The sequence below is a fragment of the Actinoplanes octamycinicus genome (assembly GCF_014205225.1).
Taxonomy (GTDB): domain Bacteria; phylum Actinomycetota; class Actinomycetes; order Mycobacteriales; family Micromonosporaceae; genus Actinoplanes; species Actinoplanes octamycinicus.
Genome location: NZ_JACHNB010000001.1, coordinates 1,195,178 through 1,220,173, shown reverse-complemented (window position 1 = coordinate 1,220,173; position 24,996 = coordinate 1,195,178). Strand labels below are relative to the sequence as shown.

The following is a 24,996-nucleotide window of genomic DNA, read 5'->3' as shown; positions in this document are numbered from 1 at the left end:
GTCGCAACCCGGTGCGACCTGGACCTGCACTTTTCCCACTTCAAGATTTCCCTCAAGTCGCCACGGCATGCACCTCCGGGCCGGGGCACCTACCTGAGGGAGACACTTGATGCTCGGTTCCGACGCCCGTCGCCTGGCCATCCGCTTCTTGGCCGTCGCGAGCGCCGCCACCGCTTCTCTTCACGGTTTCGCCGTGCCGGCCGCCGCGGCTCCCGCCGCGCCGCGCACCGGCACGGTCCTGGAGGCCGGCGCCGCCGCCATCCCGGACAGCTACATCGTCGTGCTCAACCCGGGGCACGACGCCGACTCCCGCTCCCTGACCGCTGCCTACGGCGGCGAGGTGCTGGAGAACTACCAGGCCACGGTCTCCGGCTTCCACGCCCGGATGTCGGCCGCCCAGGCCGCCCGGCTCGCCGCCGACCCGGCCGTGCGCTACGTCGAGCAGGACGCGGTGATCGCGCCGTCGTCGGTGCAGCCCGGCGCCACCTGGGGCCTGGACCGGATCGACCAGCGCTCGCGCAGCCTGGACAAGAAGTACTCGTACCGCTCGGCCAAGGACGTCACCGCGTACGTGATCGACACCGGCGTCCGGGTCTCGCACAAGGACTTCGGCGGCCGGGCCAGCAACGGCTGGGACTTCGTCGACGGCGACAAGACCGCGAACGACTGCAACGGGCACGGCACGCACGTGGCCGGCACGATCGGCGGTTCGACGTACGGCGTCGCCAAGGACGTCAAGATCGTCGCGGTGAAGGTGCTGGACTGTGCGGGTTCCGGCTCGTACTCCGACTTCATCGCCGGCGTCGACTGGGTCACCAAGAACGCCAAGCTGCCCGCGGTGGCCAACATGAGCATCGGCGGCCCGGTCAGCAAGGCGCTGGACGACGCGGTCAACCGGTCGATCGCCAAGGGCGTCACCTACGCCATCGCGGCCGGCAACGACAACAAGAACGCCTGCAAGTTCTCGCCGGCCGACACCGCCAACGCGATCACCGTGGGCGCCGTGGACAGCGCCGACAAGCGGGCGTCCTTCTCCAACTACGGCACCTGCGTCGACATCTTCGCGCCCGGCGTCAACATCAAGTCGGCCGGCAAGGGCTCGAACTCGGCGACCGCCACGATGAGCGGCACCTCGATGGCCAGCCCGCACGTGGCCGGCGCGGCTGTCCTGGTGCTCGGCGCCCACCCGGAGTGGACCCCGCAGCAGGTCCGCGACGACCTGGTCGAGCACGCCGGCGCGGGCCTGGTCCGCAACCCGGGCACCGGCTCGCCGAACAAGGTTCTCTACACCGGTTACCTGGCCGACAACGGCGCCGCCGCCGCCAAGAAGCGCTGACCTCACGAATGCCGCTCTTCCCCCCGGGGGAAGAGCGGCATTCGGCTTTTCTGCGAACGTCGTCGTCCGGCGCCCTCCGGCGGCTAGCGTGAGATCGACCCCAGCCCGCGAGGAGGACCCATGTCCGAGGCGCCGGTCGCCGAAACGCCCACCGTCCTGGTCGTCGACGACGAAGAAGATCTCCGCGACATCATGCGCCGCATGCTGCAGCGCAAAGGGTATGCGGCCCTGGTGGCCGGCGATCCGGACGAGGCCATCTCGGTCTGCCGCGACCACCCGGGCGATATCGACGTCCTGGTCACCGACCTGACCCTGCCGGGCGGGAAGTCCGGTGGCGAACTGGCCGGCACGATCATCGAGATGCGGCCGGGGACCGGGGTGGTGTTCATCTCCGGGCTGCCCAAGGACATCGCGGTCACCAAGGGCCTGGTCGGCGACGACGCCCTGCTGGTGAAGAAGCCGTTCACCGCCGACGCCCTGCTCACCGCCCTGCGCACGGTCCTCGGCAACGGCAACGCCAACTGAACCACGGCGCAGTTCGCCCGTCGATCGCGAGAGCACCGGAATCGGTTAGCGAAGCGTGGCCGTTTCTCCGGGGTGGGATGCCGCGGAGCCGGAGGCGACGCCATAAGGCACGGTCAGCTCGCCCAGGCGCCAGCGGGCGGGACCGTCCAGCACCGGCCAGCCCTCGTCGCGCATCCGGCGGACGGTGGCCAGCCACCGCTGCCGCGGCCCGAACGGCGTCGCCTCGGTCTCCCACGCCCGCCCCAGCGCGCGCAGCAGCTCGTGCACCGGATGCCCGGGCACGTTGTGGTGGATCAGCGCCTTCGGCAGCCGCTCGGCGAAGACCGCCGGATGCTCCAGCACCGGCAGCCGGGCCGACAGGGTCAGCGTCACCGGCCCGCCCGCCTCGACCACCGCCCAGGTGGCGATCCGGCCCAGCTCGTCACAGGTGCCCTCGATCAGCGTCGCCCCGGTGCCGGTCATCTGCCGCCAGGCCGCCGCCACCCCGTCCTCCGGGTACTGCCGGAGCACGTTGAACGCGCGGACCACGGCCGGCGCGAGCCCGGCCAGCTCGAACCCGCCCCGCCGGAACTCCAGCCGGGGCGGGTCGGCGTACGGCTGGGCGGCGGTCACCCGTACCGGATCGATCTCCAGACCGACGACCGTGACGTCCGGGCGGACCGCGGCCGCCAGCCGCCCCCGGAGTTCCACGGCGGTGACCGGCGTCGCGCCGTACCCCAGATCGACGACCAGCGGATCGACCGCGGACCGCAACCGGTCCGCGCACCGGAAGGCGATGAAGTTGTCCACCCGCCGCAGGCGGTTGGGGTTCGTCGTGCCCCGGGTGATCGCGCCGACCGGCTTCACCGCCTACAGCTCCCGGTGCACCTTGTGCTGCGCGGCCTGGGCGATCGGCCGGACCACCAGGCGGTCGATGTTGACGTGCTGCGGCCGGGTGGCGGCGAACGCGACGATGTCCGCGATGTCGTCGGCGACCAGCGGCTCCTTCACCCCGGCGTAGACCGCGGCGGCCTTGTCCGGGTCGCCGGCGAACCGGTTGAGCGCGAACTCGTCGGTGCGCACCATCCCCGGGTCGATCTCCACCACCCGGACCGGCTTGCCGGACAGCTCCAGGCGCAGCGTGCCGACCAGGGCGGTCTGCGCGTGCTTGGCCGCCACGTAGCCACCGCCACCCTCGTACGGCGTGAAGGCCGCGGTCGAACCGATCGTCACGATCGTCCCGGCCCCGCTCGCCTCCAGCGCCGGCAGCAGCGCCTTGGTCACCCGCAGGGTGCCCAGCACGTTCACGTCGAACATCCACTGCCAGTCGCCGGTCGAACCGGCCGCGACCGGGTCCACCCCACGGGCGCCGCCGGCGTTGTTGACCAGCAGGGCCAGCGGGCCGCCCAGCCCGGCCACCGCGGCGGCCAGCCCGGCCACCGACTCGTCCGAGGTGACGTCGCACGCCACCGCCGTCGCGCCCGGCCCGATCTCCTTGACCAGCGCGTCCAGCCGGTCCACCCGGCGGGCCGCGGCGACCACGTGGAAACCCTCACCGGCCAGGCGGCGTGCGGTCGCCGCGCCGATCCCGCTGGAGGCCCCGGTCACCACTGCGATTCTCTGCATGGTCCGATCTAACCGCATGACCTGAGTCACCTCGGTCCCGCTGCGTAGTGGTTCAGCCCACGCCGATGGGGAAGATGACTGGGTATGAGTCCGAGCGGAGGGAACGATCGTGGCTGAGGTCGGCTGGCCCACACCCCGGCGGATTGCCACCCTCTCGGTGCACACCTCACCGCTGGAGCAGCCGGGCACCGGCGACGCCGGCGGGATGAACGTCTACATCGTCGAGGTGTCCAAGCGGCTCGCCGCGGCCGGCGTCGAGGTGGAGATCTTCACCCGGGCCACCGCGAGCGACCTGCCGCCGATGGTGGAGATGGCGCCCGGTGTGCACGTCCGGCACGTCACCGCGGGTCCCTACGAGGGGCTGAACAAGGAGGAGCTCTCCTCCCAGCTCTGCGCGTTCACCACCGGCGTGCTGCGGGCCGAGGCGGCGCACCCGCCCGGCCACTACGACCTGATCCACTCGCACTACTGGCTCTCCGGCCAGGTCGGCTGGCTGGCCCGGGAGCGCTGGGGCGTGCCGCACGTGCACACCCCGCACACCCTGGCCAAGGTGAAGAACAGGCTGATCGCGGCCGGCGACCGCCCGGAGCCGAAAGCCCGGGTGATCGGCGAGGAGCAGGTGGTCGCCGAGTCCGACCGGCTGGTCGCCAACACCCGGTTCGAGGCGCACGACCTGATGGCCCACTACCAGGCCGACCCGGGCCGGGTCAGCGTGGTGCAGCCGGGCGTCGACCTGGACCGGTTCCGTCCCGGCCGGTCCGACCGGGCCCGGTTCGGGCTGCCCGAGCACGGCCGGATCGTCGCCTTCGTCGGCCGGATCCAGCCGCTCAAGGCGCCCGACGTGCTGATCTCCGCGCTCGCCGAGCTGCGCGCCCGTGGCGGCGAGGACGTCACCGTGGTGATCTGCGGCGGTCCCAGCGGCAGCGGCCTGGACCGGCCGTCCGCGCTGATCGAGCTGGCCGCGTCGCTCGGCGTCAGCGACGCGGTGGTCTTCCTGCCCCCGCAGACCGGCGCCGACCTGGCCGCCCTCTACCGGGCCGCCGACCTGGTCGCGGTGCCCTCCTACAACGAGTCGTTCGGGCTGGTCGCGCTGGAGGCGCAGGCCTGCGGCACGCCGGTGGTCGCGGCCGCGGTCGGTGGCCTGGTCACCGCGGTGCGCGACGGCGAGAGCGGGGTGCTGATCGACGGGCACGACCCGGCCGACTGGGCGCGGGTGCTGGAGAAACTGCTGGACGCGCCGGGTTACCGCCGCCGGCTGTCGGCCGGCGCGGTGGCGCATGCCCGCCGGTTCTCCTGGGACCGGACCGCGAAGAACCTGATCCGGGTCTACCGAGACGCGGTGACCGAGCACCGGGCGCTGATCGCCGCCCGGCTGGAAGGGGCGACCTGCGCATGGTGACCGAGCTGATCGAGCGCGTGCTGAACGACCGCGAGCTGGAGTGGGAGCCGACCGGCGAGGCGTCCTATGTGGTCACTCTGCCCGGCTCGCACAAGCTGAAGACCGCCTGCAACCTGATCGTCGGCGAGCACGCGCTGCGGATCGAGGCGTTCGTCATGCGCCAGCCGGACGAACGGCGCGAGGAGCTGTGGGCCTGGCTGCTGCGGCGCAACGCCCGGATGTACGGGGTGGCCTTCTCCATCGACGCGGTCGGCGACGTCTACCTGACCGGCCGGGTCTCGCTGAACGGCCTCGACGAGGACGAACTGGACCGGCTGCTGGGCGCGGTGCTCACCTACGCCGACGAGTCGTTCGACACGATGTTGGAGATCGGCTTCGGTACGTCGATCCGCCGCGAGTGGGAGTGGCGGGTCAAGCGCGGCGAGTCACTGGCCAACCTGCAGGCCTTCAAGCACTTCGCCGCCCCGGACAACGTCAGCGGCGGCACGTCCTGACCGCGCCGTCTGTCACGCCCCCCACCCGGCTGTCCACAGTGGCCATCCCGGTGGCGGCGGCCACCCGGGCGGTCTGACTAGGGATGCCGCCGTCCGGCCGGCGGCTCGCACGTCATCCATCCGCGTGGATGATCGCGGTGGTGGTCCGGCGGCGTCGATAACACCGCGGAATCCGGCAAGATCCCGCTGACGTGCGGAAACGTGATCATGCGAGTCGGGAATTCATCCGGATGACGCCCGTCGGCAAGATCGCGCCGAGGGTCCGCTGATTCGATGTTCATCATTTCCCCCGGGCGGCAAGAGTCGTAATTTCCGCCGTCTCGCGGAGGCCGGATGAGTGATTGGCGGATCGTCCGATCGGTTGGTTGTTGGCGATTGTGACGCCCGAGACAGATGTCGACACGAATACGGCTTGTGAGGCTTGACTGCCCCAACTAGCGTGGTCGATGGACGCCGAGCCGTCAGTTCGGGGAACGGGTCGATCAGTAATGATCGCCACGGATCGGCGTTTGGGGACGGGTGGCATGAGCCGTTGGGGGACGGCGCGACCCGAGACCGGCGGTTAGTGCGGGCGACGCCTATGGGGATGGGGGTCGCCCGCCGCCGCCGGCGCTTTTGTTTACAGGCATGTTACGAGTCAGGATCTTTCGTTCATCGAATTGCCATGACTCATTCGCAAGGAGCCCGGCACGTCGATTCCCGCGTTCACTGCGCGGATCTGTCCGATGTGTTCTCCCGGTGCTGATCCGCAGTGGACTCGAGCGCCGCCACCCGCCGCTCCCGGGCCGGTCCGGCCGCCAGATGCAACCCCGCCGCCAGCAGGCCGACCGCGGCCACGATCACCCAGTGCCCGGCGCCGAAGAACTCCAGCCCGGCCCCGCCCAGCGCGGGCGCCACGAACGACGCCGCCGGGAAGCTGAGAAAGAACACCGCCTGGTACCGCCCGCGCAGCAGCGCCGGGGCCAGCTCCGAGTTGATCGCGGCGTTCGGCGGCGCGGCGATCATCCCGCCGACCGTCCAGATCACCGCGGCCACCAGGTACACCGGCAGGCTGTCGGCGACCGCCAGCACCGCGAACCCGGCCGCCATCACCGCCATCGACAGCGCCAGCACCCGATCCTTGCGCCGCCGGTCGATGAACCCGGGCACGAACAGCTGCCCCACCACGATCAGCGCCCCGCCGAGCGCGGTCACCAGGCCGTACCCGCCCGGCCCCAGCCCGTCGTCGTGCATCGCCAGCGGCACGATGGTGTTCGTCTGGCTGGTGAGCAGCGCCTGCAACAGGGTCAGCCCGACGAAGACCAGGAAGATCCGGTCGGCGAAGACGGTCCGCATCCCGCCCGTCGACGGCGCGGAGCGGCCCGCCCGGGTCAGCGTCTCCGGCACCTTCCACGCGATGATCAGCGCGGTGATCAGGGTGCTGGCCGCGTCGAGCAGGAACAGGCCGAGGTAACTCCACCGGGCGAGCGCCCCGGCCAGCAGCGACGCTCCCGCGGTGCCCAGATTGAAGGCCCAGAACTGCAGGTTGAAGGCGCGCAGCCGATGATCCGCCGGCACCGCGTCGGTGATCGCCGCGACGAACGCCGGCCCGGGCATCGCCTGGGTCAGCCCGAGCAGCAGGCACAGGCCGGCGATCAGCGGGAGCGGGGTGCTGACGGCCAGCCCCACCAGCACCGCGGCGCAGGCCAGGTGCGACCAGATCAGGGTGGACCGGCGCCCCCAGCGGTCGGTGAGCACGCCGCCGGCCAGCGTGCCGATCACCCCGCCGATCCCGTAGGTGCCGACCACCAGGCCGGCCAGCGCCGCGCCGGCACCACGCTCAGCGGTCAGGTAGAGCGACAGGTAGAGGACGGCGAACCCGCCGACCCGGTTGATCAGCAGTCCGGCCCAGAGGAACCAGTACACCCCGGGCAGCCCGCCAACCGCCCCGCGCAACCACCGCACACCCATCCTCGCTCCCACTTCGTCCCCGCGCCGCCATCCATCGACCCGCTGCCCACCGACCGGCATCCACCGACTCGTGCCCGCCGACCCGTGCCCGCCGACTCATGTCTGCTGACCCGTGTCTGCTGACCCGTGTCTGCTGACCCGTGCCTGCCGACCGGTGCCCGCTGACCCGTGTCTGCTGACCCGTGCCTGCCGACCCGTGCCCGCCGACCCGTGCCCGCCGACCCGTGCCCACCGACCCATGCCCGCCGACCCGCCGCGATCAAGATCAAGTTCAAAGGCAAAAGATCGATGACTCGGATCCGCGCTGATCACTGATCGCCGCTCCCGCCAGGGACCCCTGCGTGCCTCGCTGGCCGCTGCGCGTCCAGAACGCGAGGCCCTCCGGGGCGACGTCCGCGGGTGGCCACGACCCGCTGACCCGAATCCCAACTGCAAACTTTCCTAAACGTATCTGACCAGGCGCAACGAAGAAAACCGACCCCTCCGCCAACGCCCCGGTCCATGACGCCGGCACTCCGCACTGAAGGACCGCGTTGGCGGGTTGCGGCATTTCTCAAACGCGCCCGCCGGCCCAGCGGCACCGGCCGCCCGCTGGCGGTCTCTTCGGTCGGCAAAGCGGCCGGAGAAGGCCGGCGACGGACGCGGCTCATGCTTCAGGGCGCGGTGGGTGCCGAGATCGTGCCGGTCTGAAGCGTGTATGGGGGCCTGCGGGTCAAGCGGAGTGGCGGCGGGTCAGGGGGTGTCCCGGCCGTGAAGGGCGGGTGCCAGGGCCTGTCCGTCGGGAGGAATGGGTGTTGGCGGCGTGGCGGCATTGCCGGGCGTGAGGCCGGGTGCTGGCGGCGTGGCGGCGTGGTGGCAATGCCGGGCGTGAGAGCGGGTGCTGGGTGGGCCCGGTCAGGAGGTGGGGGCTGGGGTCGGGTCGGTGGTGGGGGTGGGGGTCAGGAGGGCGGCTTCCTCGGCGCGGCGGAGGGCGGCGCGCCGCTCGCGGGCCGGGCCGGTCAGCAGGTGGCCGGCGGCGGCCGCGACGCACAGGCCGAAGCAGCCGACCCAGAGCGCCGCCGATCCGAAGCCCTGCAGCACCAGGCCGCCGAGGACCGGTGCCAGCGCCGTGCCGAGTTGCCAGGACAGGGAGATCAGCCCCTGGTAGCGGCCGCGGAGCGCGGTCGGCGAGAGTTCCGCCACGGTGGTGGCGTTGCTGGGTGACTGGATCATCTCGCCGAGCGTCCAGATCACCACGGTCACCGCGTACATCCAGGCGGAGTGCGCGACCGCGACCAGCCCGAACCCGGCTCCGATGATCAACGCGCCGATCGCCAGCACGCGGTGCGGGCGGTGCCCGTCGAGCAGCCGCGGCACGAAGAGCTGACCGGACACGATCAGGATGCCGTTGACCGCGATCACCCAGCCGTAGGTGGCCGCCGAGAAGCCGTCCGCCAGCATGGCGATCGGCAGCGTCGACATGTGCTGCATGATCACCAGCACGACCAGCAGGTTGACCAGCCAGTAGACGACGAAGACCCGGTCCCGGAGCGCGGTCAGCATGCCGCCGCGCGGGGCGCCGGCGGTGACCGGGCGGTGGGCCGGCCGGGTCTCCTTCAGGAAGATCAGCGTGATCGTCGCGGTGGCCACCGTGGTGGCCGCGTCGACCACGAAGAGCAGCAGGTAGTCGGCCTGGGCGGCGAGGCCGGCGGCGATCGCGGCGAGCGCGAAGCCCAGGTTGATCGCCCAGTAGTTCAGCGAGTAGGCCCGGACCCGGTCCCGCTCCGGCACGACGTCGACCATCATCGCCGAGAAGGCCGGCCGCACGCCCTCGGTGAAGACCCCGAGCAGCGCGGTGACGATCAGAATCTGCGGGTACGACCCGGCGAACCCGAGGGTCAGCATCAGCGCCGCCGCCCCGAACTGGGCGACCAGCATGGTCGGCCGGCGCCCCCAGCGGTCGGCGAGCACCCCGCCGGTCATCGTGCCGACCGCGCCGCCCACGCCGTAGAGGCCGAGCACCAGACCGGCCTGGCTCTGGCTGAGGTGCCGCTCCCCGGTCAGGTAGATGCTCAGGAACAGCACCACGAAGGAACCGAGGCGGTTGATCAGGGTGCCGGTCCAGAGGAACCAGAACTGCCGGGGCAATCCGCCGGCGGCCTGCCGCAACCAACCTCGCACAAGATCCCCCGTAAGCACTGAACCCGGCCTCGCCGCCTTACAACCTAGGGGATGCCGCAACCGATTTTCCACCCGCCCGGTCCGGCGCCGGGCGGTGCGGGGAAGATGTGGTCATGACTGGAACCCTGGTGCTGTTGCGACACGGCAACAGCGAGTGGAACGCCAAGAACCTCTTCACCGGCTGGGTCGACGTGGACCTGGACGCCAAGGGCGAGGATGAGGCCCGCCGCGGTGGAGAGCTGCTCAAGGAACAGAACGTGCTGCCCGACGTCGTGCACACCAGCCTGCTGCGGCGCGCGATCCGGACGAGTGAGATCGCCCTGCACATCACCGACCGGCACTGGATCCCGGTGAAGCGCTCCTGGCGGCTCAACGAGCGGCACTACGGCGCTCTGCAGGGCAAGGACAAGAAGCAGACCCTGGAGGCGTACGGCGAGGAGCAGTTCATGCTCTGGCGCCGGTCGTACGACGTGCCGCCGCCGCCGATCGAGGACGACTCGGAGTTCTCCCAGGCGAACGACGCCCGGTACGCGGACCTGCCGCCGGAGATCAAGCCGAAGGCCGAGTGCCTGAAGGACGTGCTGGAGCGGGCCCTGCCGTACTGGTACGACGCGATCGTCCCGGACCTGCGGGCCGGCAAGACGGTGCTGGTCGCCGCGCACGGCAACTCGCTGCGCGCGATCGTCAAGCACCTGGACCAGATCTCCGACGAGGCGATCGCCAAGCTGAACATCCCGACCGGCATCCCGCTGCGCTACGACCTGGACGAGAACCTGCGCCCGGTCACCGCGGGCGGCACCTACCTGGACCCGGCGGCGGCCAAGGAGGCCGCGGCCGCGGTGGCGAACCAGGGTCGCTGATCAGGCACCGGTGACGAGTGCGGGCCGGGACACCCCCGTGGTGTCCCGGCCCGCATCGTTGCCGGGGCGGTCAGGCCTGCTGACCCGCGGCCGGCTCCCCCGTGACCAAGTAGATGGTGTGCTCGCTGATGTTCACCGCGTGGTCGGCGTACCGCTCGTAGAACCGGCCGAGCAGCGCGCCGTCGATCGCCGTCTCCGCGCCGTACGGCCAGTCGTCGGCCAGCATGATCTTGAAGAGCTGGCGCTCCAGGTCGTCGATCGCGTCGTCGTCCTTCTCCAGCTCGGTGGCGAGGCCGGCGTCCGAGTCGGCCAGCACCTGGGTGATCTTCTCGGCCATGTGGTCGGCGATCTCGGCCATGCCCTTGAAGACCGGGCGCAGCTCGGCCGGCACGGCCGGCGACGGGTGCCGCCGGGCGGCGGTCTTGGCCACGTGCTCGGCCAGGTCGCCCATCCGCTCCAGGTCGGCGGAGATGTGCAGGGCGGTGATCGCCCGGCGCAGGTCGACCGCGACCGGCGCCTGCCGGACGATGATGTCGGCCACCTTCGCCTCGACCTGTGCGTAGATGGCGTCCACGTCGGCGTCGCGCGCAATGACGGACTCGGCCGCCTGCAGGTCGGCGGTCAGCAGCGCGGTCGTCGCCTTGCGCAGTGCGGCGCGGACCGACTCCGCCATGGTCACCAGCAGCCGGCTCACTTCGATGAGATCGGCCTGAAACTCCTCGCGCATGTTCTAAAGTCCCGATTGTCGGGGCCGTCCCACCTCGCGGTAACGGCCGATGTGTGCAGCTCACGCTAGGTCGGCCGGGCTTCCTGAACATGAACTCCGGTGAACGACGCCAGGCTCAGTGGTGAACATTATTCAACGTGAGCCCGATTTGCCCTTTTGGCCTTGTGGTCCAGGTAAACAATGACCCTACGATCGCAGCGTGGAGTGGGAATACGCCGTCGGCTTGGTCTCAGCCGCGCTGGCCGTCGGTGTCGGTGCCGGGCTGGTTCTCGCCCGTTTCCGCCGACCGGCGTCGGAGGAGATGGACGGGGCCGGTTCGCCGGAGGGGAGAGCCGCCATCGAACCGGACGACGATCGCCCGGCAGGCAAGCACGGTCTCAAGGGCCTCGGCCGCAAGAGCCTCGACTCGCTGCGGGTCGGCGTCGTCGTGCTCGACGCGGACGACTACCCGGTGCTGGTCAACCCGGCCGCCCGGGCCATGGGACTGCTGCGTTCCGGCGGGGCGCCGGGCACCATCGCCGCCCACCCGATCCTGCGGACGCTGGCCGGCCAGGTGCGGCGGACCGGCGTACGCCGGGAAGTTGAACTTGATCTTCCGCGGGGTCGTGCCGGTGGCGCGCAGGCGCCGCTCGGCCTGCACCTGCGCGCGGTCGCGCTGAACGCGACGCATGTCGCCGTCGAGGCGGCCGACGTGACCGAGTCGCACCGGCTGGCCCGGGTCCGGCGGGACTTCGTGGCCAACGTCAGTCATGAGCTGAAGACCCCGATCGGGGCGCTCCAGCTGCTCGCCGAGGCGCTGCTGGACGCCACCCAGCTGCCCGACTCGGCGCCCGAGGCGCAGTCCGAGGACCTGCTCGCCGCCCGCCGGTTCGCCGAGCGGATCCATCACGAGTCGGCCCGGATGGGCCGGCTGGTGAGCGAGCTGCTCGAGCTCAGCCGGCTGCAGGGCGCCGAGCCGCTGCCGCACCCGGAGCCGGTCGCGCTGGACTGGGTGGTCGCCGAGGTGCTGGACCGCACCCGGACGACCTCCTCGGCGAAGAACATCGAGATCGCCTACTCCGGCCCGAAAGGCTTGATGGCCTACGGCAGTGACAGCCAGTTCGCCACCGCGGTGACGAACCTGGTGGAGAATGCCATCGCCTACTCCGGGCCGGACACCAAGGTCGAGCTCACCATGCGGCAGGAAGCCGACTGGATCGAGATCGATGTCGCGGACCAGGGCATCGGAATCTCTCCGCAGGACGTGGACCGGATCTTCGAACGGTTCTACCGAGCTGATCAGGCTCGGTCCCGGGCGACCGGCGGGACCGGCCTCGGCCTCGCCATCGTCAAGCACATCGCCACCAACCACGGTGGTCGTGTGGACGTGACCAGCGCTCTCGGCGAGGGATCTACGTTCACCTTGCGCCTACCGGCGCGCCCTCCCGAATCCCCCTCGCCGTCACCGACGGCAATTGAGATCGAGTCAGGTGTGGCCGGGCAGTGATTCTCCGAGGCGGCTCCGCCGCGACATCAGAGAAAACCCCGCTGCCCCAGCCGCCGACGACGGAAGGAACTTCATTGGCCCGCGTGCTCGTGGTCGAGGACGAGGAGTCGTTCTCCGACGCCCTGTCGTACATGCTGCGCAAGGAGGGCTTCGAGGTCTCGGTCGCCGCGACCGGAACCTCCGCGCTCACGCAGTTCGACCGGACCGGTGCCGACATCGTGCTGCTCGACCTCATGTTGCCCGAGATGTCCGGCACCGAGGTGTGCCGCCAGCTCCGGCAACGGTCCGCAGTCCCGATCATCATGGTCACCGCCCGGGACAGCGAGATCGACAAGGTGGTCGGGCTGGAGATCGGTGCCGACGACTACGTCACCAAGCCGTACTCGCCGCGTGAGCTGGTCGCCCGGATCCGCGCCGTGCTGCGTCGCCAGGGCGGCGAGGCCGCCGAGGTGAGCACCCCGACGCTGGCCGCCGGCCCGGTCCGGATGGACGTCGAACGGCACGTGGTGACCGTCGACGGCTCCGGCGTGCAGCTGCCGCTGAAGGAGTTCGAGCTGCTCGAACTCCTGCTCCGGAACGCCGGCCGGGTGCTGACCCGCGGCCAGCTGATCGACCGGGTCTGGGGCGCCGATTACGTCGGCGACACCAAGACCCTGGACGTGCACGTCAAGCGGCTGCGCTCGAAGGTCGAGCCGGAGCCCAGCGCCCCGCGCTACATCGTCACCGTCCGCGGCCTCGGCTACAAGTTCGAGCCGTAGGACGACCCGGGCCCGCGACCCGATCCGGCCAGGATCAGTCGCGGGCCGCCCGCGGCGAGGCGGGCTCACGGCCGCCTCGCCGTTTCGGTGCCTCCGGCGGGGTCAGCGCCGCTGTCGTGGCCGGGTGGACGGCGATCAGGCCGGCGGCGATCCGGGCCGCGCAGAGCTCGGCGAGTTTCCGGTAGGCCGCCTCGCCGATCAGCTCGGTCAGCTCCGGGGCGTAGGACAGGTACATCGGCTCGGTGCCCACGTGGGCCTCCGGTGACGACGTGCACCACCAGGCCAGGTCGTGGCCGCCCGGCCCCCAGCCGCGGCGGTCGAACTCGGTCAGGGTGGACTGGAGCAGCTTCGTCCCGTCGGCCCGGGTGATCCAGTCCTGCTCCCGGCGCACCGGCAGCTGCCAGCAGACGTCCGGTTTGTACTTCAGCGGGTGCACCCCGTCCCGCAGCGCCTGGGCGTGCAGCGCGCACCCGCCGCCACCGGCGAAGTCCGCGTCGTTGAGGAACACGCACGGCCCGTCACTCGATTGGGTGGCGGTCCGCCGGGCCGGCTTGGTGCCGTCCACGGTGTCCATCTCGGTCCAGTTCTTGAACCCGCGCCGGTGGTGCTGCCAGGTCTGCGGGGTGAGCCGGGCGGCGGCCGCCTTCACCCGGTTCTCGTCGTCGGCGTCGGTGAAGAACGCGCCGTGCGAGCAGCAGCCGTCCTCGGCGCGACCGGGCAGAATCCCGTGGCAGGCGGAGCCGAACACGCAGGTCCAGCGGGAGAGCAGCCAGGTCAGGTCGGCGCGGACCAGGTGCTGCTCGTCGGCGGGGTCGAGGAACTCGATCCATTCCCGAGGGAAGTCGAGTTTCACTTCCGCGGGGCGTCGTGCGCGGCTCATCCCGAACAGCCTACGCGGGCCGGATCGCTCCGGCCGGACAAGCGACCCGGGGCGCCGTTGTGGATCATGACCGTTTGGAGCGGATTTATCCGTCGGTGCCGTGCGTGGTTAGGCTGGGAGGCGTGAGTTCTCGAGTTCCCGTGCTTCTCTCCAGCTCCTCGGTCTTCCCCGAGCCGACGGCGGCCGCGTTCGAGATGGCGGCCACGGTGGGCTACGACGGACTCGAAGTCATGGTCTGGACCGATGCCGTCAGCCAGGACACCGGCGCCCTGAAAGGGCTGGCCGACCACTACGGGGTGCCGGTCCTCTCGGTGCACGCCCCCTGCCTGCTGGTCACCCAGCGGGTGTGGAGCTCCGACCCGTGGGAGCGGCTGACCCGGGCCGCCCAGCTCGCCGAGTCGCTCGGCGCCCCCACGGTCGTGGTGCACCCGCCGTTCACCTGGCAGCGTGACTACGCCAAGAATTTCGCGGCCGGCCTGGCCAAGGTCCGCGACCGGCACCCGGATCTCACCTTCGCGGTGGAGAACATGTTCCCGGTGAAGATGGCCGGCCGTTGGTTCGTGCCCTACACCCCGGGCTGGGACCCGACCGAGACCGGCTTCGACGCCTACACGCTCGACCTGTCGCACTGCGCCGCGTCCCGGATCGACTCGCTGGAGATGGCCGACCGGATGGGCGCCGGCCTGCGCCACGTGCACCTGGGCGACGGCTCCGGCGAGGGCCGCGACGAGCACCTGGTCCCCGGCCGAGGCACCCAGCCCTGCGCCGAGCTCCTGCAGTCGCTGGCCACCCGAGGCTTCACCGGCTCCGTCGCCTGCGAGATCAACACCCGCAAGGCCCCGAGCCGGGCCGTCCGTGAGGCCGACCTCCGAGAGTCCCTGGAGTTCGCCCGCCGCCACCTCTCGCCCCAGCCCGCCGTCAAGTCCTGACCGCTCCTCCAGCGGCTGTCGCCTTCGCGCGGGCCTGTTGCGGTCGCGGCCGGAGATGGCGGCCGGTGACGGAACGGGCGTCAGGCCGGAGTGAGGGTCTCGGACGCCGGGGCCGGCGCCGGGACCGGGTCCGGGGACTGCGCGGCCCGCTTGCGGGCGCGGTGGGCGGCGACGTGGGACCGCGTGGCGCAGCGCTCCGAGCAGAACCTGCGGCAGTTGTTCGACGAGGTGTCCAGGTAGACGTTGCCGCACCGCTCGTCGGCGCAGATGCCGAACCGGGCGCTGCCGTACTCGCACAGCCAGACGGCCAGGCCCCAGACGGCGCCGGCCAGATATTCCGCGCTCACCGAGGCGCCGCGGCTGGTGACGTGCATGTGCCAGTCGCTGGCGTCGTGACCGGATATGCGTGGCTGCACCGGGTATGCCTCGAGCAACGCGTTGAGCTCGCGCACGGCGTCGGCGTCGTGGCCGGCCGTCCCGTGCTCGAAGACCTCGCGCAGCCGGCGCTGGGCCCGGCGGAAGGCGGCCAGGTCCTTCTCCACGACCTGGTCCCGCATGTAGTCCAGGTCGCCGGAGAGCAGAGCCCGCAGCCCGGCGAGATCGTCCAGGCCGGCGTTGACGAGGTCGACCGCCGTCCGGGCGTACGCATCGAAGTTCACCCGACCACGGTAGCCGCAACCGGCCGCGAGGTGCGATTCCTCGACCGCACTGCCGCGCCCGGGCCGGACCGGGCGATTACGCTCGACGCATGCTCCGTTCCCTGTTTCTCGCCGCGGCCGGCTCCGCCCGGCTGGAGCGGCTGGTCGAGTCCGCGCCCGTCACCAAAGGGATGGTCCGGCGTTTCGTCGCCGGCGGCACCGCCGAGGAGGCGGTCCGGACGAGCCGGGGGCTGGCCGACGACGGGCTGGCGATCACCCTGGACCATCTCGGCGAGGACACCCGGAGCGCCGAGCAGGCCCACGCGGTCCGGGACGAGTACATCGGGCTGCTGTCCCGCCTGCACGACGCCGGCCTGACCCCGGCCGCCGAGGTCAGCGTCAAGCTGTCCGCCCTGGGCCAGCGCCTGGACGAGAAGATCGCGTATGAGAACGCCCGGGCGGTCTGTGCCGCGGCGGCCGAGGCGGGCACCACGGTGACCCTGGACGCGGAGGACCACAGCACCACCGACGCGACCCTGGAGACCTTGCTGGAGCTGCGCAAGGACTTCCCCGGTACGGGTGCGGTGCTGCAGGCGCACCTGCGCCGGACCGAGGGGGACTGCCGCGAGCTGGCGGTCGCCGGGTCCCGGGTGCGGCTCTGCAAGGGCGCCTACGCCGAGCCCGAGTCGGTGGCGTTCCCGTCGCCGCTGGACGTGGACAAGTCGTTCGTGCGCTGTCTGAACATCCTGATGTCCGGCGACGGCTATCCGATGGTGGCCACCCACGACCCGCGGCTGATCGCGATCACCGAGGACCGGGCCCGCTGGTTCGACCGGTCGACGGGGGAGTACGAGTTCCAGCTGCTGCACGGCGTGCGGCCGGAGGAGCAGGCCCGGCTCTCCGGGGACGGCCACACCGTGCGGGTCTACTTGCCGTACGGGCAGCAGTGGTACGGCTACCTGATGCGCCGCCTCGCCGAGCGTCCGGCGAACGCCGCCTTCCTGGTGAAGGCCGTTTCGTCGCGGAAGTGACGCGGCCGGGCTGACTTTTCGCCGAAGGCGACCTTATCGGGCTAATCAGTCACAGACCAGGCGTGTCGCACTTGACTTTTTGTGGGCAAATTACGGAACGCGACGCCCTGGTCACAGCCGCATCGATACGGTTCTGATGACACGCACGTTCGCCAGGCGAGGCGCGTGCCTGCGAAAGGATCGGTGCGACGAGATGACGGGTCCAGCCCAGACCGAGGAACGCCTCTCGGAGGTGCGGTTCCTGACCGTGGCCGAGGTGGCCACGCTGATGCGGGTCTCCAAGATGACCGTCTACCGGCTCGTGCACGGTGGTGACCTCACCGCCGTCCGGGTCGGCCGCTCGTTCCGGGTGCCCGAGCACGCGGTACACGAGTATCTGCGCGGAGCGTTCTCCCAGACCGCCTGAGGGCTGGGCTGCCGGGGTCGTGTTGGCCCTCACGGAGCGGGCCGGTACGCTGGACCGGTTGGTTCCCGGTCCGACGCGTGCCGCCACCTAGCGGCGCCGTTCCGGGCGCCGTCCAGTTCGGTTCCGGTCGCGCGCCGGTTCCACTCAAACATGGTTCGAGAGGCTTTCGTATGGGCTCCGTGGTCAAGAAGCGCCGCAAGCGTATGGCGAAGAAGAAGCACCGCAAGCTGCTGCGCAAGACCCGCGTCCAGCGTCGCCGTTTGGGCAAGTGACGGCCGGCCGGGTGCACTACCCGGCTGACGCCGTCGCTTGCCGACCCCAGGCTCTGCATCGAAAGGTGCGCTCGTGGTGACCTCACCGCCCAGCGTTGTCGTGGTCACCGGAGTCAGCCGATACCTCGGCGCTCGGGTGGCCGCGCGCCTCGCCGCAGATCCCCGGATCGACCGTGTCGTCGGTCTGGATCCGCATGACCCTCCCGCACGCCTTCTCGGCCTGCTGGACGGGGTAGAGCGGATCCGGGCCGACGCGCGCGCGGCCACCGAGGCCATCGCCGAGCTCGGCGCCGAGGCGGTCGTGCACCTGGCGGTGACCAGCGTGCCCGACCCGGACCACGGCGGCCGTGCCGGGATGAAAGAGCACAACGTCATCGGCACCATGCAGGTGCTGGCCGCCGCTCAGGGCGCGCCACGGCTGCGCAAGCTGGTGGTGCGTTCCTCCACGGCCGCCTACGGCGCGTCGTTCCGCGACCCCGCCGTCTTCACCGAGGACACCGAGCCGCGGGCGGTGCCCCGCGGCCCGTTCGCCCGGGACATCCTCGACATCGAGGGCTACGTCCGCGGGTTCCGCCGCCGCCGTCCCGAGGTGGCGGCCACCGTCCTCCGCTTCGCCCCGATGATCAGCTCGTCCGCCGAGACCTCGCTGACCCGGTACTTCGCCCAGCCGCTGGTGCCCACCGTGCTGGGCCGCGACGCCCGCCTCCAGTTCGTCCACGTGGACGACGCGCTCGAGGTGCTGCACCGGTCGGTCACCGAGGAGCATCCCGGCACCTACAACGTCGCCGGCGCCGGCGTCCTGATGCTGTCCCAGGCGGTTCGCCGGGCCGGCCGGATCGCCCTGCCGCTGCCCGAGAGCGGGCTGTCCACCGCCGCCGCGCTCGCCCGTCAGCTGGGCGTCGAGCAGATCGGCCTGGACCAGATCGACCTCTTCGTGCACGGCCGGGTGGTCGACACCACCCGGCTGACCCGTGAGTTCGGCTTCACCCCGCGCACCACCGCCACCGCGTTCGAGGAGTTCATCCAGGCGCACGTGGCCGGTTCCTCGCTGACCGCCGACCGGCTCGCCGCCGCCGAGCAGGCGATCCTGGACGGCATCCGGCGGGTGCGGGCGACAGCCGACGCCACCCCCGCCGGGAGTGACCACCCGTGAGCCAGGACGAGTTCCGCGACATGCTGCCCGGGCACGCCGACTTCCGGCTGCCCGAGGTGCCCGAGCCGAGGAAACTGAACGGCCGCCGCCCGATCCCGGAGAAGCCGGACGAGCAGGTGGCCAAGCTGGAGTCGACCGCGGCCCCGGTCGCGGTCCCGGACCCGATCGACGTCTGGGACCGGCGGATCGCCGGCGGCCTGGCCTTCCTGCGCCGCCGGCTCGCCGGGGCCTACGAGGTGGACGAGTTCGGCTTCGACCCGGAGCTGACCGACGCGGTGTTCCACCCGATGCTCCGGGTGCTCTACCGCGACTGGTTCCGCACCGAGGTGTTCGGCATCGAGAACGTGCCGGCCGACGGCCCCGCCCTGGTGGTCGGCAACCATTCCGGCACGCTGGCGCTGGACGCCCTGATGCTCACCGTGGCGCTGCGCGAGAACCATCCGCACCGGCGGGCCCTCCGGCTGCTCGGCGCCGACCTGGTCTTCCGGATGCCCGGCCTGAGCGAGCTGGCCCGGGCGGCCGGCGCCACGGTCGCCTGCAACCCGGACGCCGAGCGGCTGATGCAGAGCGACCAGCTGGTCGGCGTCTTCCCGGAGGGCTTCAAGGGGATCGGCAAGCGCTTCTCCGAGCGGTACAAGCTGCAGCGCTTCGGCCGCGGCGGGTTCGTCTCGGCGGCGCTGCGCACCGGCACCCCGATCGTCCCGGTCGCGATCGTCGGCGCCGAGGAGATCTATCCGATCCTGGCCGACCTGAAACCGCTGGCCCGGCTGCTCGGCGTGCCGTACTTCCCGGTCACCCCGACCTTCCCGTGGCTGGGCCCGCTGGGCCTGATCCCGCTGCCCAGCAAGTGGCTGATCGAGTTCTGCCCGCCGATCCCGACCGCCCACCTCACCGAGTACGCGGACGATCCGCTGGTCGTCTACAACCTGGCCGACCAGGTCCGGGAGACGATTCAGGCGACCCTGCACGAGTTGCTGCAGAAACGGCCCGATCCGTTCGCTCGGTAGCAGGCAGGTGCGAACCGTCCTATAGTGACGATTGAGGGGCGGCCCCGGAGTAATCCGGCACCGCCCCTCGCCACGTCATGAGGTGAAACTAGAACAGATCGCCCAGCAGGCCGCCGAGCCCTCCGTCGTCCTCGGGCTCGCCGCCGTCGATGGCGGGCGTCCCGTCCGGGGCCGGCGTGCTGGTCCCGGTGGAGGTGGCGCCGCCGGCGGGCGTCGTGGTCGCCTTGTCGCCCGGCACCGTGGTGTCCGCGGAGCTGCCCGGCCGGGCGGTCGACCCGGTGCGGGTCGGCTTGTCCGGCGTGCTGTCCTGGCCGTTCTTCTTGTTGGACTTGTCGCCACCGGAGTGGGTCGAGGTCGGCGGCGTCTTGTCGGCCGGCCCGGAGCCGTCCCCGCAGCCGTGCAGTTTCGGGCCCAGCTCGTCGGAGCCGGCCGCGGCCACCTTCTCGCAGTCCAGCCCGGTCCGCAGCTGCTCGGTGCGCTGGGCCACGTCGGACAGCAGACCGAGCGAGGTCAGCGCCCGCTCCCGGTTCGGCGTGGAGAGGCTGCGCAGCGTCGGCTCGAAGGTCGCCCGCTGCTCGGTGACGAAGGTGTCCAGGGTGGTCAGCTGCTTGGCATCCTTTCGGGACACCGCGGAGGTGGTGATCAGCCGGACGCCCTTGCGGGTGTCCGCGTCCATGTCGTCCAGCACGTCCCGGAACGCCGCGGCGTCGCCGCTCATCGCGGTCGCCTCGGTCAGCCGGTTGCGCGCGAAGTCCAGCGACAGCTGCCCGCGGCTGGCGTCCGAGCCGGCGATGGCCAGCTGGGCCCGCTCGGTGGAGCGCTTGACGCTGTACAGGGCGTCGCCCGGTGACGCGCTCTCGCTCGCCGCGGAGATCCCGGAGACGGCCATCGCCCCGGCGGCCACGCCGAGCACGATCGCGCCCCGGGTGCGGATCCGACGGCCGAAGACGGCTCGTCCGCGGGCCGGTGGCTCGGCGACCGGCTCGGGATCCGCCTCGACGGCGGTCCGGCCGATGCCGTCCCGCTCGGCGGTGGCGACCAGCATGGCGCGCAGACCGACGCGGAACTCGGCGTCGACCTGCCCGGCCGGCCGGGTGGCGGCCAGACGGTGGCTGAGCGCCACCAGTTCGATCAGCTCGTCATCGGCGTGACCACGGGTGTGGTGCCGACCGGCGCCACTGAGGTCGTCGACCTGTTCCGCGAAGCGCTCGGCGCTCCGGCGATCCAGAAAAGGCAACTTCACCGTGGGCACCTCCCCTCGCTCGTGAGTGTCCCGCCGGCCCGTATGCCGGCGTCGGCGACCGGACCACGGTTGGCAGCCACGGGTCGCATCCGGACAAACGCGCGACACGCGGGTCCGGTTACGGGTGCGGAGGGGGACCATCGGGTATCGGAGATCGACATCCGGGAGCGCCCGATCAAGACTGGAATCCTTCCGGCAGGAGCCGGTTGAGCGCGCGGACGGCGCGGTACTGCAGGGCCTTGATGGCGCCCTCGTTCTTGCCCATCGTCTGCGCGGTCTCGGCCACCGAGAAGCCCTGCAGGAACCGCAGCACGATGCACTCCTGCTGCTCCGGGTTGAGCTGCTTGACCGCGGTGAGCAGGGCGACGTTGGTGATGTGGTCGACCACCGCGGACTCCGGGCTGCCCTCCGGGCCACGGTCCTCGCGGTCGGCGTCGAGCACGTCGCCGGTGGTCACCTCGAGCCGGTACCGGCCCGACTTGAAGTGGTCGGCGACCAGGTTGCGGGCGATGGTGACCAGCCAGGCGCCCAGGTCACGGCCCTGCCAGGTGAAGCTGCCGATCCGTTTGAGGGCGCGCAGGAAGGTGTCCGAGGTGAGGTCCTCGGCCAGCTGCCGGTTGCCGACCCGGAAGTAGACGAACCGGAAGACGGTGTCCACGTACCGGTCGTAGATCAGGCCGAACGCCTCCGACTCGCCGGCCTGGGCCCGCTCGACCAGCGCCCACACCTCGGCGGCCGGGTCGCCCCGGTCCGGGCGGGCCTTGGGCGGCTGGGTCTCGGTGGGCGGCCCGGTCTTGCTCTGGGTGGGCAGCACGACGGTGTGCTCACCGCCGATCGTCTCGCCCTCCGGGAGGTTGGAGCGCTGCCCGGCGGTCGGCTGGGCCGGTGGCCGGGCGCCGAGCCGGTTGCCGCCGAACTTGCCGTTGGCTCCGGGCGCCGGTACCGACGGCGAGTTGTTCAGCGACCGGCGGTTGCCGGTGCGCCGCGGGCCGTCCCCGCGGATCGCGTTGGTGATCATTCCGTCGACCGACTCCCGGATCGCGTTCAAGCCCTCGGAGAGCGCTTGTCTCCCCGGTAGGGCGTCGCGGTGGTACGGGTCCCCGGCGTACACATGAGTCACTGCGCCTCCTCAACCCGGCGGGCCTGCGGCGTCCGTGAATCCGCCCCGCCAGGCAGGGATTCACGGCGATTCCGTCCTTTGTGTGGCACAGCGGCCTCCTCGGGATGAGGGTGGTCACTCGCATACAAAAGGGGTGGGGCAACCCGCGGAAATCGCCGGTAACCTCACCCGTTCGTGTGGAGTCCGTTACACAGACCGGAAGTATCACCGAGTTCGGACACGGGGAGTCGCACACCATGTGCGCTGCGCGCAAAGCCGCGAATCCGTCCGAACTCGGCATCCGGTATCAAGGTCACCCTCGCTGATCCGGGGCCGCAGGGCAACGGACCGGCTGTCCGCTATCCCGGTCGGGTGACGTTTGTGCCAGACTCGGGCGTCGTGGAGGAACCCGCCCGTGACCCGGTCGCCCAGGCCGCTGCCCGCCGCCCGCAGGCCACCGCCCTGATCGCCGGTGACACCGTCCTGACCTGGGCGGATCTGGATGCCAAGGTCACCGCGGCGGCGCATTTCGTGGCCGGCCGGACGGCGCCCGGAGATCGCGTCGCATCCGTGCTCGGCAATACCGTGGAGTTCGTGGTCACCTGGTTCGGGACCTTGCGAGCCGGCCGCGTCGCGGTGCCGATCAATCCGGGGTACACCGCGGACGAGGCCGGCTACGCGATCGCCGACGCCGGCTGTGCGCTGATCGTGATCGGACAGGCGGACGAGTTACGGCTCGGACTCGGCGAGTCGTGCGTACGTCCGGAATTTGATGCGGCCGTGACCACCGAGCTGCCGCGGGTGGCCGCGGATGATCTCGCGGTGCTGCTCTACACGTCCGGGACGAGCGGCCGGCCGAAGGCCGCGATGCTGACCCACGCCGCGCTCGCCGCGAACCACGAGCAGCTGGACCGGATCGAGCCGGCCGTGGTCGGGCCGGACGACGTGGTGCTGCTCTCGGTGCCGTTCTTCCACGCCTACGGGCTGAACACCGGGCTGGGCAGCGTGGCGCACCACGCGGCGACCGGGGTGCTGGCCGACCGGTTCGAGCCGGCCGCCACCCTGGACCTGATCGCCGAGCACCGGGTGACCGTGGTGGTCGGCGTCCCGGGGATGTACCAGGCGTGGGCCCGGCAGGCCGGCGCGGGCGAGGCGCTGCGCGGGGTGCGGACCGCGGTGTGCGGCGCGGCGCCGCTGGACCAGGCGACCGCGGCGCGCTTCCGGGCCGTGACCGGCAAGACCATCCTGATCGGGTACGGGTTGACCGAGTGCGCTCCGGTGCTCACCACGACCGCCGTGAGCCACCCGGAGAAGACCGGTTCGATCGGCCGGCCCCTGCCCGGGGTGGAGCTCTCCCTGCGTACCAGGAACGGGGTGGAGTTGTGGCGGGACGGGACGGCCTCGCCGGAGGAGGATCTCGCCGAGCTGGACCTCGCGGTGGCCGTGTCGGCCGGGACCGATCCGGGCGAGATCGTGGTGCGCGGGCCGAACCTGTTCGCCGGGTACTGGCCGGACGGATCGGGCGGCCCGGACCCGGACGGCTGGTGGCCGACCGGGGACATCGCCTACGCGGACGCCGACGGTGACCTGGTGCTGGTCGACCGGATCGGCGAGCTGATCCTGGTGAACGGGTTCAACGTCTACCCCGCTGAGATCGAGCGGGTGCTGGACGCGCATCCTCGGGTGACCGAGTCGGCGGTGGTCGCCCGGCCGGATTCGGAGGCCGGGCAGCGGCCGCACGCCTACGTGGTGGTGGCCGGCGACCCGCCGCCGTCGGCGACCGAGTTGCAGGTGCACTGCGCCGCGCGGCTGGCCCGGTTCAAGCTGCCGACCATCGAGCTGGTCGGGTCGCTGCCGCGGTCGGCCAGCGGCAAGATCCGGAAGAGGGAGTTGCGATGAGCGCGGTCCAGAAGTCAGGTCGGCGCCGGAGCGAAGCGGAGGTGGCGGCATGACCCGTATCACGCTGATCAGCCGGGACGGCTGCCACCTGTGCGAGGTGGCCGAGCAGACCCTGGACCGGATCGCGCCCGGCGACTGGACCCGGGTGGACGTGGACTCGTCGATCGAGCTGCAACGCGACTACGACGACCGGGTGCCGGTGATCCTGCTGGACGGCGAGGAGCACGGGTACTGGCGGGTCGAGGAGGCCCGGCTGCTGCGGGATTTGGCTCGACAGCCCGGCGAGCCCCGGCTGTAAATTGCCCGGGTGACAGCAAAGCACCTGGTCTGGGACTGGAACGGAACCCTTCTCGACGATCTTCACCTGGTCGTGTCGTCGACCAACGAGGCCTTCGCCGCGGTCGGCGGGCGGTCGGTCGGCGCCGACGAGCACCGGCGGATGTTCCGCCGTCCGGTCGCCGAGTTCTACGCCGAGATGCTCGGCCGGGCGGTGGACGCGGAGGAGTTCGGCCGGCTCGACCGGATCTTCCACGACGCGTACCGGATGGGCCTGACCGACATCACCCTGGCGCACGACGCGATGACCGCGATCAAGACCTGGCCGGGGACCCAGTCGCTGCTCTCCATGTGGTTCCACAGCGAGCTGGTGCCGGCCGTGGAGACCTACGGGCTGGCCGGGGTGTTCACCCGGATCGACGGGCTGCGCGCCGAGGTGGGCGGCGACCTCAAGGCCGGGCACCTGGCCCGCCACCTGGACGGGCTCGGCGTCGCGGGCGGCGACGCGGTGCTGATCGGCGATTCGCTGGACGACGCGGCCGCGGCCGACGCGGTGGGCGCCGCCTCGGTGCTCTACACCGGCGGGTTCACCGATCCGGCCCGGCTGCGTGAATCAGGTCGTCCGGTCGCCGATTCGCTCGTCGAAGCGGTAAAGATGGCCATGTCACTCTGAGTCAGGTGGCCCTTCCGGGGTATCACACGTAATACTCGACAGGTCGGCTCGGCTAGCACAGCCGGGTCGATCTTGTCCAATTGTCCCGACAAGATCGCGATTTGTGCACGCCTTCACAAGCGCCTACTCTGTGGCTTCGACGAGCCCCGCTACCACAGTCGCCCCACGAGGGTCTCACCGGTATCGCACA

The 24,996-nt window shown here is 71.4% G+C and carries 24 protein-coding genes and 1 pseudogene; 16 read left to right on the top strand and 9 right to left on the bottom strand.

Annotated features, from left to right (window positions below; translation table 11 throughout):
* The first annotated feature begins 109 nt into the window (after positions 1-109).
* Both BJY16_RS05390 and BJY16_RS05385 read left to right on the top strand, forming a co-directional pair.
* Positions 110-1,336: a S8 family peptidase gene (locus BJY16_RS05390; protein ID WP_185038011.1), complete on the top strand. Its 1,227-nt coding sequence runs from the start codon at positions 110-112 to the stop codon at positions 1,334-1,336.
* 120 nt (positions 1,337-1,456) lie between these two features.
* Positions 1,457-1,861: a response regulator gene (locus BJY16_RS05385; RefSeq protein ID WP_185038010.1), complete on the top strand. Its 405-nt coding sequence runs from the start codon at positions 1,457-1,459 to the stop codon at positions 1,859-1,861.
* A 45-nt stretch (positions 1,862-1,906) separates the two neighbouring features.
* Here BJY16_RS05385 and BJY16_RS05380 read toward each other — a convergent pair whose 3' ends face one another.
* Positions 1,907-2,707 (bottom strand): class I SAM-dependent methyltransferase, encoded by an 801-nt coding sequence (locus BJY16_RS05380; RefSeq protein ID WP_185038009.1) that lies wholly within the window; start codon positions 2,705-2,707, stop codon positions 1,907-1,909.
* A 3-nt stretch (positions 2,708-2,710) separates the two neighbouring features.
* Entirely contained in the window at positions 2,711-3,466 is a 756-nt protein-coding gene (locus BJY16_RS05375) for an SDR family oxidoreductase (protein WP_185038008.1), read from the bottom strand.
* A gap of 109 nt (positions 3,467-3,575) precedes the next feature.
* Between BJY16_RS05375 and mshA the strand changes: the two genes are divergently transcribed.
* Together mshA and BJY16_RS05365 are read left to right on the top strand one after the other, a co-directional pair.
* Positions 3,576-4,865 (top strand): D-inositol-3-phosphate glycosyltransferase, encoded by a 1,290-nt coding sequence (gene mshA, locus BJY16_RS05370; protein WP_185038007.1) that lies wholly within the window; start codon positions 3,576-3,578, stop codon positions 4,863-4,865.
* The gene (locus tag BJY16_RS05365; RefSeq protein WP_185038006.1) at positions 4,859-5,359 is read left to right on the top strand and encodes a type III secretion system chaperone family protein; all 501 of its coding nucleotides are present in this window, start codon (positions 4,859-4,861) and stop codon (positions 5,357-5,359) included. Before mshA ends, BJY16_RS05365 begins: the two co-directional genes overlap by 7 nt.
* A 705-nt stretch (positions 5,360-6,064) precedes the next feature.
* Here BJY16_RS05365 and BJY16_RS05360 read toward each other — a convergent pair.
* Positions 6,065-7,309 (bottom strand): MFS transporter, encoded by a 1,245-nt coding sequence (locus tag BJY16_RS05360; protein ID WP_185038005.1) that lies wholly within the window; start codon positions 7,307-7,309, stop codon positions 6,065-6,067.
* A gap of 894 nt (positions 7,310-8,203) precedes the next feature.
* Positions 8,204-9,469, bottom strand: coding sequence for an MDR family MFS transporter (locus BJY16_RS05355; RefSeq protein ID WP_185038004.1), 1,266 nt, complete (start codon positions 9,467-9,469; stop codon positions 8,204-8,206).
* A gap of 113 nt (positions 9,470-9,582) precedes the next feature.
* Between BJY16_RS05355 and BJY16_RS05350 the strand changes: the two genes are divergently transcribed.
* On the top strand, positions 9,583-10,329 hold the full coding sequence (locus BJY16_RS05350) for a phosphoglyceromutase (RefSeq protein ID WP_185038003.1): 747 nt from the start codon (positions 9,583-9,585) through the stop codon (positions 10,327-10,329).
* Positions 10,330-10,399: 70 nt separating this feature from the next.
* Here BJY16_RS05350 and phoU read toward each other — a convergent pair whose 3' ends face one another.
* Positions 10,400-11,056, bottom strand: coding sequence for a phosphate signaling complex protein PhoU (phoU, locus tag BJY16_RS05345; RefSeq protein WP_185038002.1), 657 nt, complete (start codon positions 11,054-11,056; stop codon positions 10,400-10,402).
* Positions 11,057-11,255: 199 nt separating this feature from the next.
* On the opposite strand from phoU, the gene BJY16_RS05340 reads away from it, so the two are divergent.
* Together BJY16_RS05340 and BJY16_RS05335 are read left to right on the top strand one after the other, a co-directional pair.
* Positions 11,256-12,542, top strand: a complete 1,287-nt coding sequence (locus tag BJY16_RS05340; RefSeq protein ID WP_185038001.1) for a sensor histidine kinase — start codon at positions 11,256-11,258, stop codon at positions 12,540-12,542.
* 74 nt (positions 12,543-12,616) lie between these two features.
* Positions 12,617-13,300, top strand: coding sequence for a response regulator (locus tag BJY16_RS05335; RefSeq protein ID WP_185038000.1), 684 nt, complete (start codon positions 12,617-12,619; stop codon positions 13,298-13,300).
* A 34-nt stretch (positions 13,301-13,334) separates the two neighbouring features.
* Here the strand turns inward: BJY16_RS05335 and BJY16_RS05330 are convergent, their stop codons facing one another.
* Entirely contained in the window at positions 13,335-14,180 is an 846-nt protein-coding gene (locus BJY16_RS05330; RefSeq protein ID WP_185037999.1) for a DUF3109 family protein, read from the bottom strand.
* Positions 14,181-14,302: 122 nt separating this feature from the next.
* Between BJY16_RS05330 and BJY16_RS05325 the strand changes: the two genes are divergently transcribed.
* Positions 14,303-15,109 carry a sugar phosphate isomerase/epimerase family protein gene (locus BJY16_RS05325; protein ID WP_185037998.1) on the top strand — a complete coding sequence of 269 codons (807 nt, stop codon included), beginning with the start codon at positions 14,303-14,305 and terminating at the stop codon, positions 15,107-15,109.
* An 80-nt stretch (positions 15,110-15,189) separates the two neighbouring features.
* On the opposite strand, the gene BJY16_RS05320 is transcribed toward BJY16_RS05325, so the two are convergent.
* Entirely contained in the window at positions 15,190-15,768 is a 579-nt protein-coding gene (locus BJY16_RS05320; protein ID WP_185037997.1) for a CGNR zinc finger domain-containing protein, read from the bottom strand.
* 89 nt (positions 15,769-15,857) lie between these two features.
* Here BJY16_RS05320 and BJY16_RS05315 point away from each other — a divergent pair, with 89 nt between their 5' ends.
* The 5 genes from BJY16_RS05315 (at position 15,858) to BJY16_RS05295 (ending at position 19,616) form a co-directional block, all read left to right on the top strand.
* Complete coding sequence (locus BJY16_RS05315) at positions 15,858-16,778, top strand: proline dehydrogenase family protein (protein WP_185037996.1); 921 nt, start codon at positions 15,858-15,860, stop codon at positions 16,776-16,778.
* Positions 16,779-16,971: 193 nt separating this feature from the next.
* Positions 16,972-17,184, top strand: coding sequence for a helix-turn-helix domain-containing protein (locus BJY16_RS05310; protein WP_014694808.1), 213 nt, complete (start codon positions 16,972-16,974; stop codon positions 17,182-17,184).
* Positions 17,185-17,354: 170 nt separating this feature from the next.
* The gene (locus tag BJY16_RS05305) at positions 17,355-17,456 is read left to right on the top strand and encodes a 30S ribosomal protein bS22 (protein ID WP_007465623.1); all 102 of its coding nucleotides are present in this window, start codon (positions 17,355-17,357) and stop codon (positions 17,454-17,456) included.
* A 73-nt stretch (positions 17,457-17,529) separates the two neighbouring features.
* Positions 17,530-18,609 carry an NAD-dependent epimerase/dehydratase family protein gene (locus BJY16_RS05300; RefSeq protein ID WP_185037995.1) on the top strand — a complete coding sequence of 360 codons (1,080 nt, stop codon included), beginning with the start codon at positions 17,530-17,532 and terminating at the stop codon, positions 18,607-18,609.
* A complete protein-coding gene (locus tag BJY16_RS05295; protein WP_185037994.1) occupies positions 18,606-19,616 on the top strand; it encodes a lysophospholipid acyltransferase family protein in 1,011 nt (336 codons plus the stop codon). Before BJY16_RS05300 ends, BJY16_RS05295 begins: the two co-directional genes overlap by 4 nt.
* A 391-nt stretch (positions 19,617-20,007) precedes the next feature.
* Here the strand turns inward: BJY16_RS05295 and BJY16_RS05290 are convergent.
* Both BJY16_RS05290 and BJY16_RS05285 read right to left on the bottom strand, forming a co-directional pair.
* Positions 20,008-20,868 (bottom strand): annotated as a pseudogene (locus BJY16_RS05290) (DUF5667 domain-containing protein); the annotation flags it as partial.
* A 166-nt stretch (positions 20,869-21,034) separates the two neighbouring features.
* The gene (locus tag BJY16_RS05285) at positions 21,035-21,979 is read right to left on the bottom strand and encodes an ECF subfamily RNA polymerase sigma factor, BldN family (RefSeq protein ID WP_185037992.1); all 945 of its coding nucleotides are present in this window, start codon (positions 21,977-21,979) and stop codon (positions 21,035-21,037) included.
* 351 nt (positions 21,980-22,330) lie between these two features.
* On the opposite strand from BJY16_RS05285, the gene BJY16_RS05280 reads away from it, so the two are divergent.
* From BJY16_RS05280 to BJY16_RS05270, 3 genes are read left to right on the top strand one after another with little or no spacing between them, the layout of a single operon-like run.
* The gene (locus BJY16_RS05280) at positions 22,331-23,857 is read left to right on the top strand and encodes a class I adenylate-forming enzyme family protein (RefSeq protein ID WP_311775298.1); all 1,527 of its coding nucleotides are present in this window, start codon (positions 22,331-22,333) and stop codon (positions 23,855-23,857) included.
* A 49-nt stretch (positions 23,858-23,906) separates the two neighbouring features.
* The gene (locus tag BJY16_RS05275; protein ID WP_185037991.1) at positions 23,907-24,155 is read left to right on the top strand and encodes a glutaredoxin family protein; all 249 of its coding nucleotides are present in this window, start codon (positions 23,907-23,909) and stop codon (positions 24,153-24,155) included.
* Between the two features lie 9 nt (positions 24,156-24,164).
* A complete protein-coding gene (locus BJY16_RS05270) occupies positions 24,165-24,806 on the top strand; it encodes an HAD family hydrolase (RefSeq protein WP_185037990.1) in 642 nt (213 codons plus the stop codon).
* The last annotated feature ends 190 nt before the right edge of the window (positions 24,807-24,996 follow it).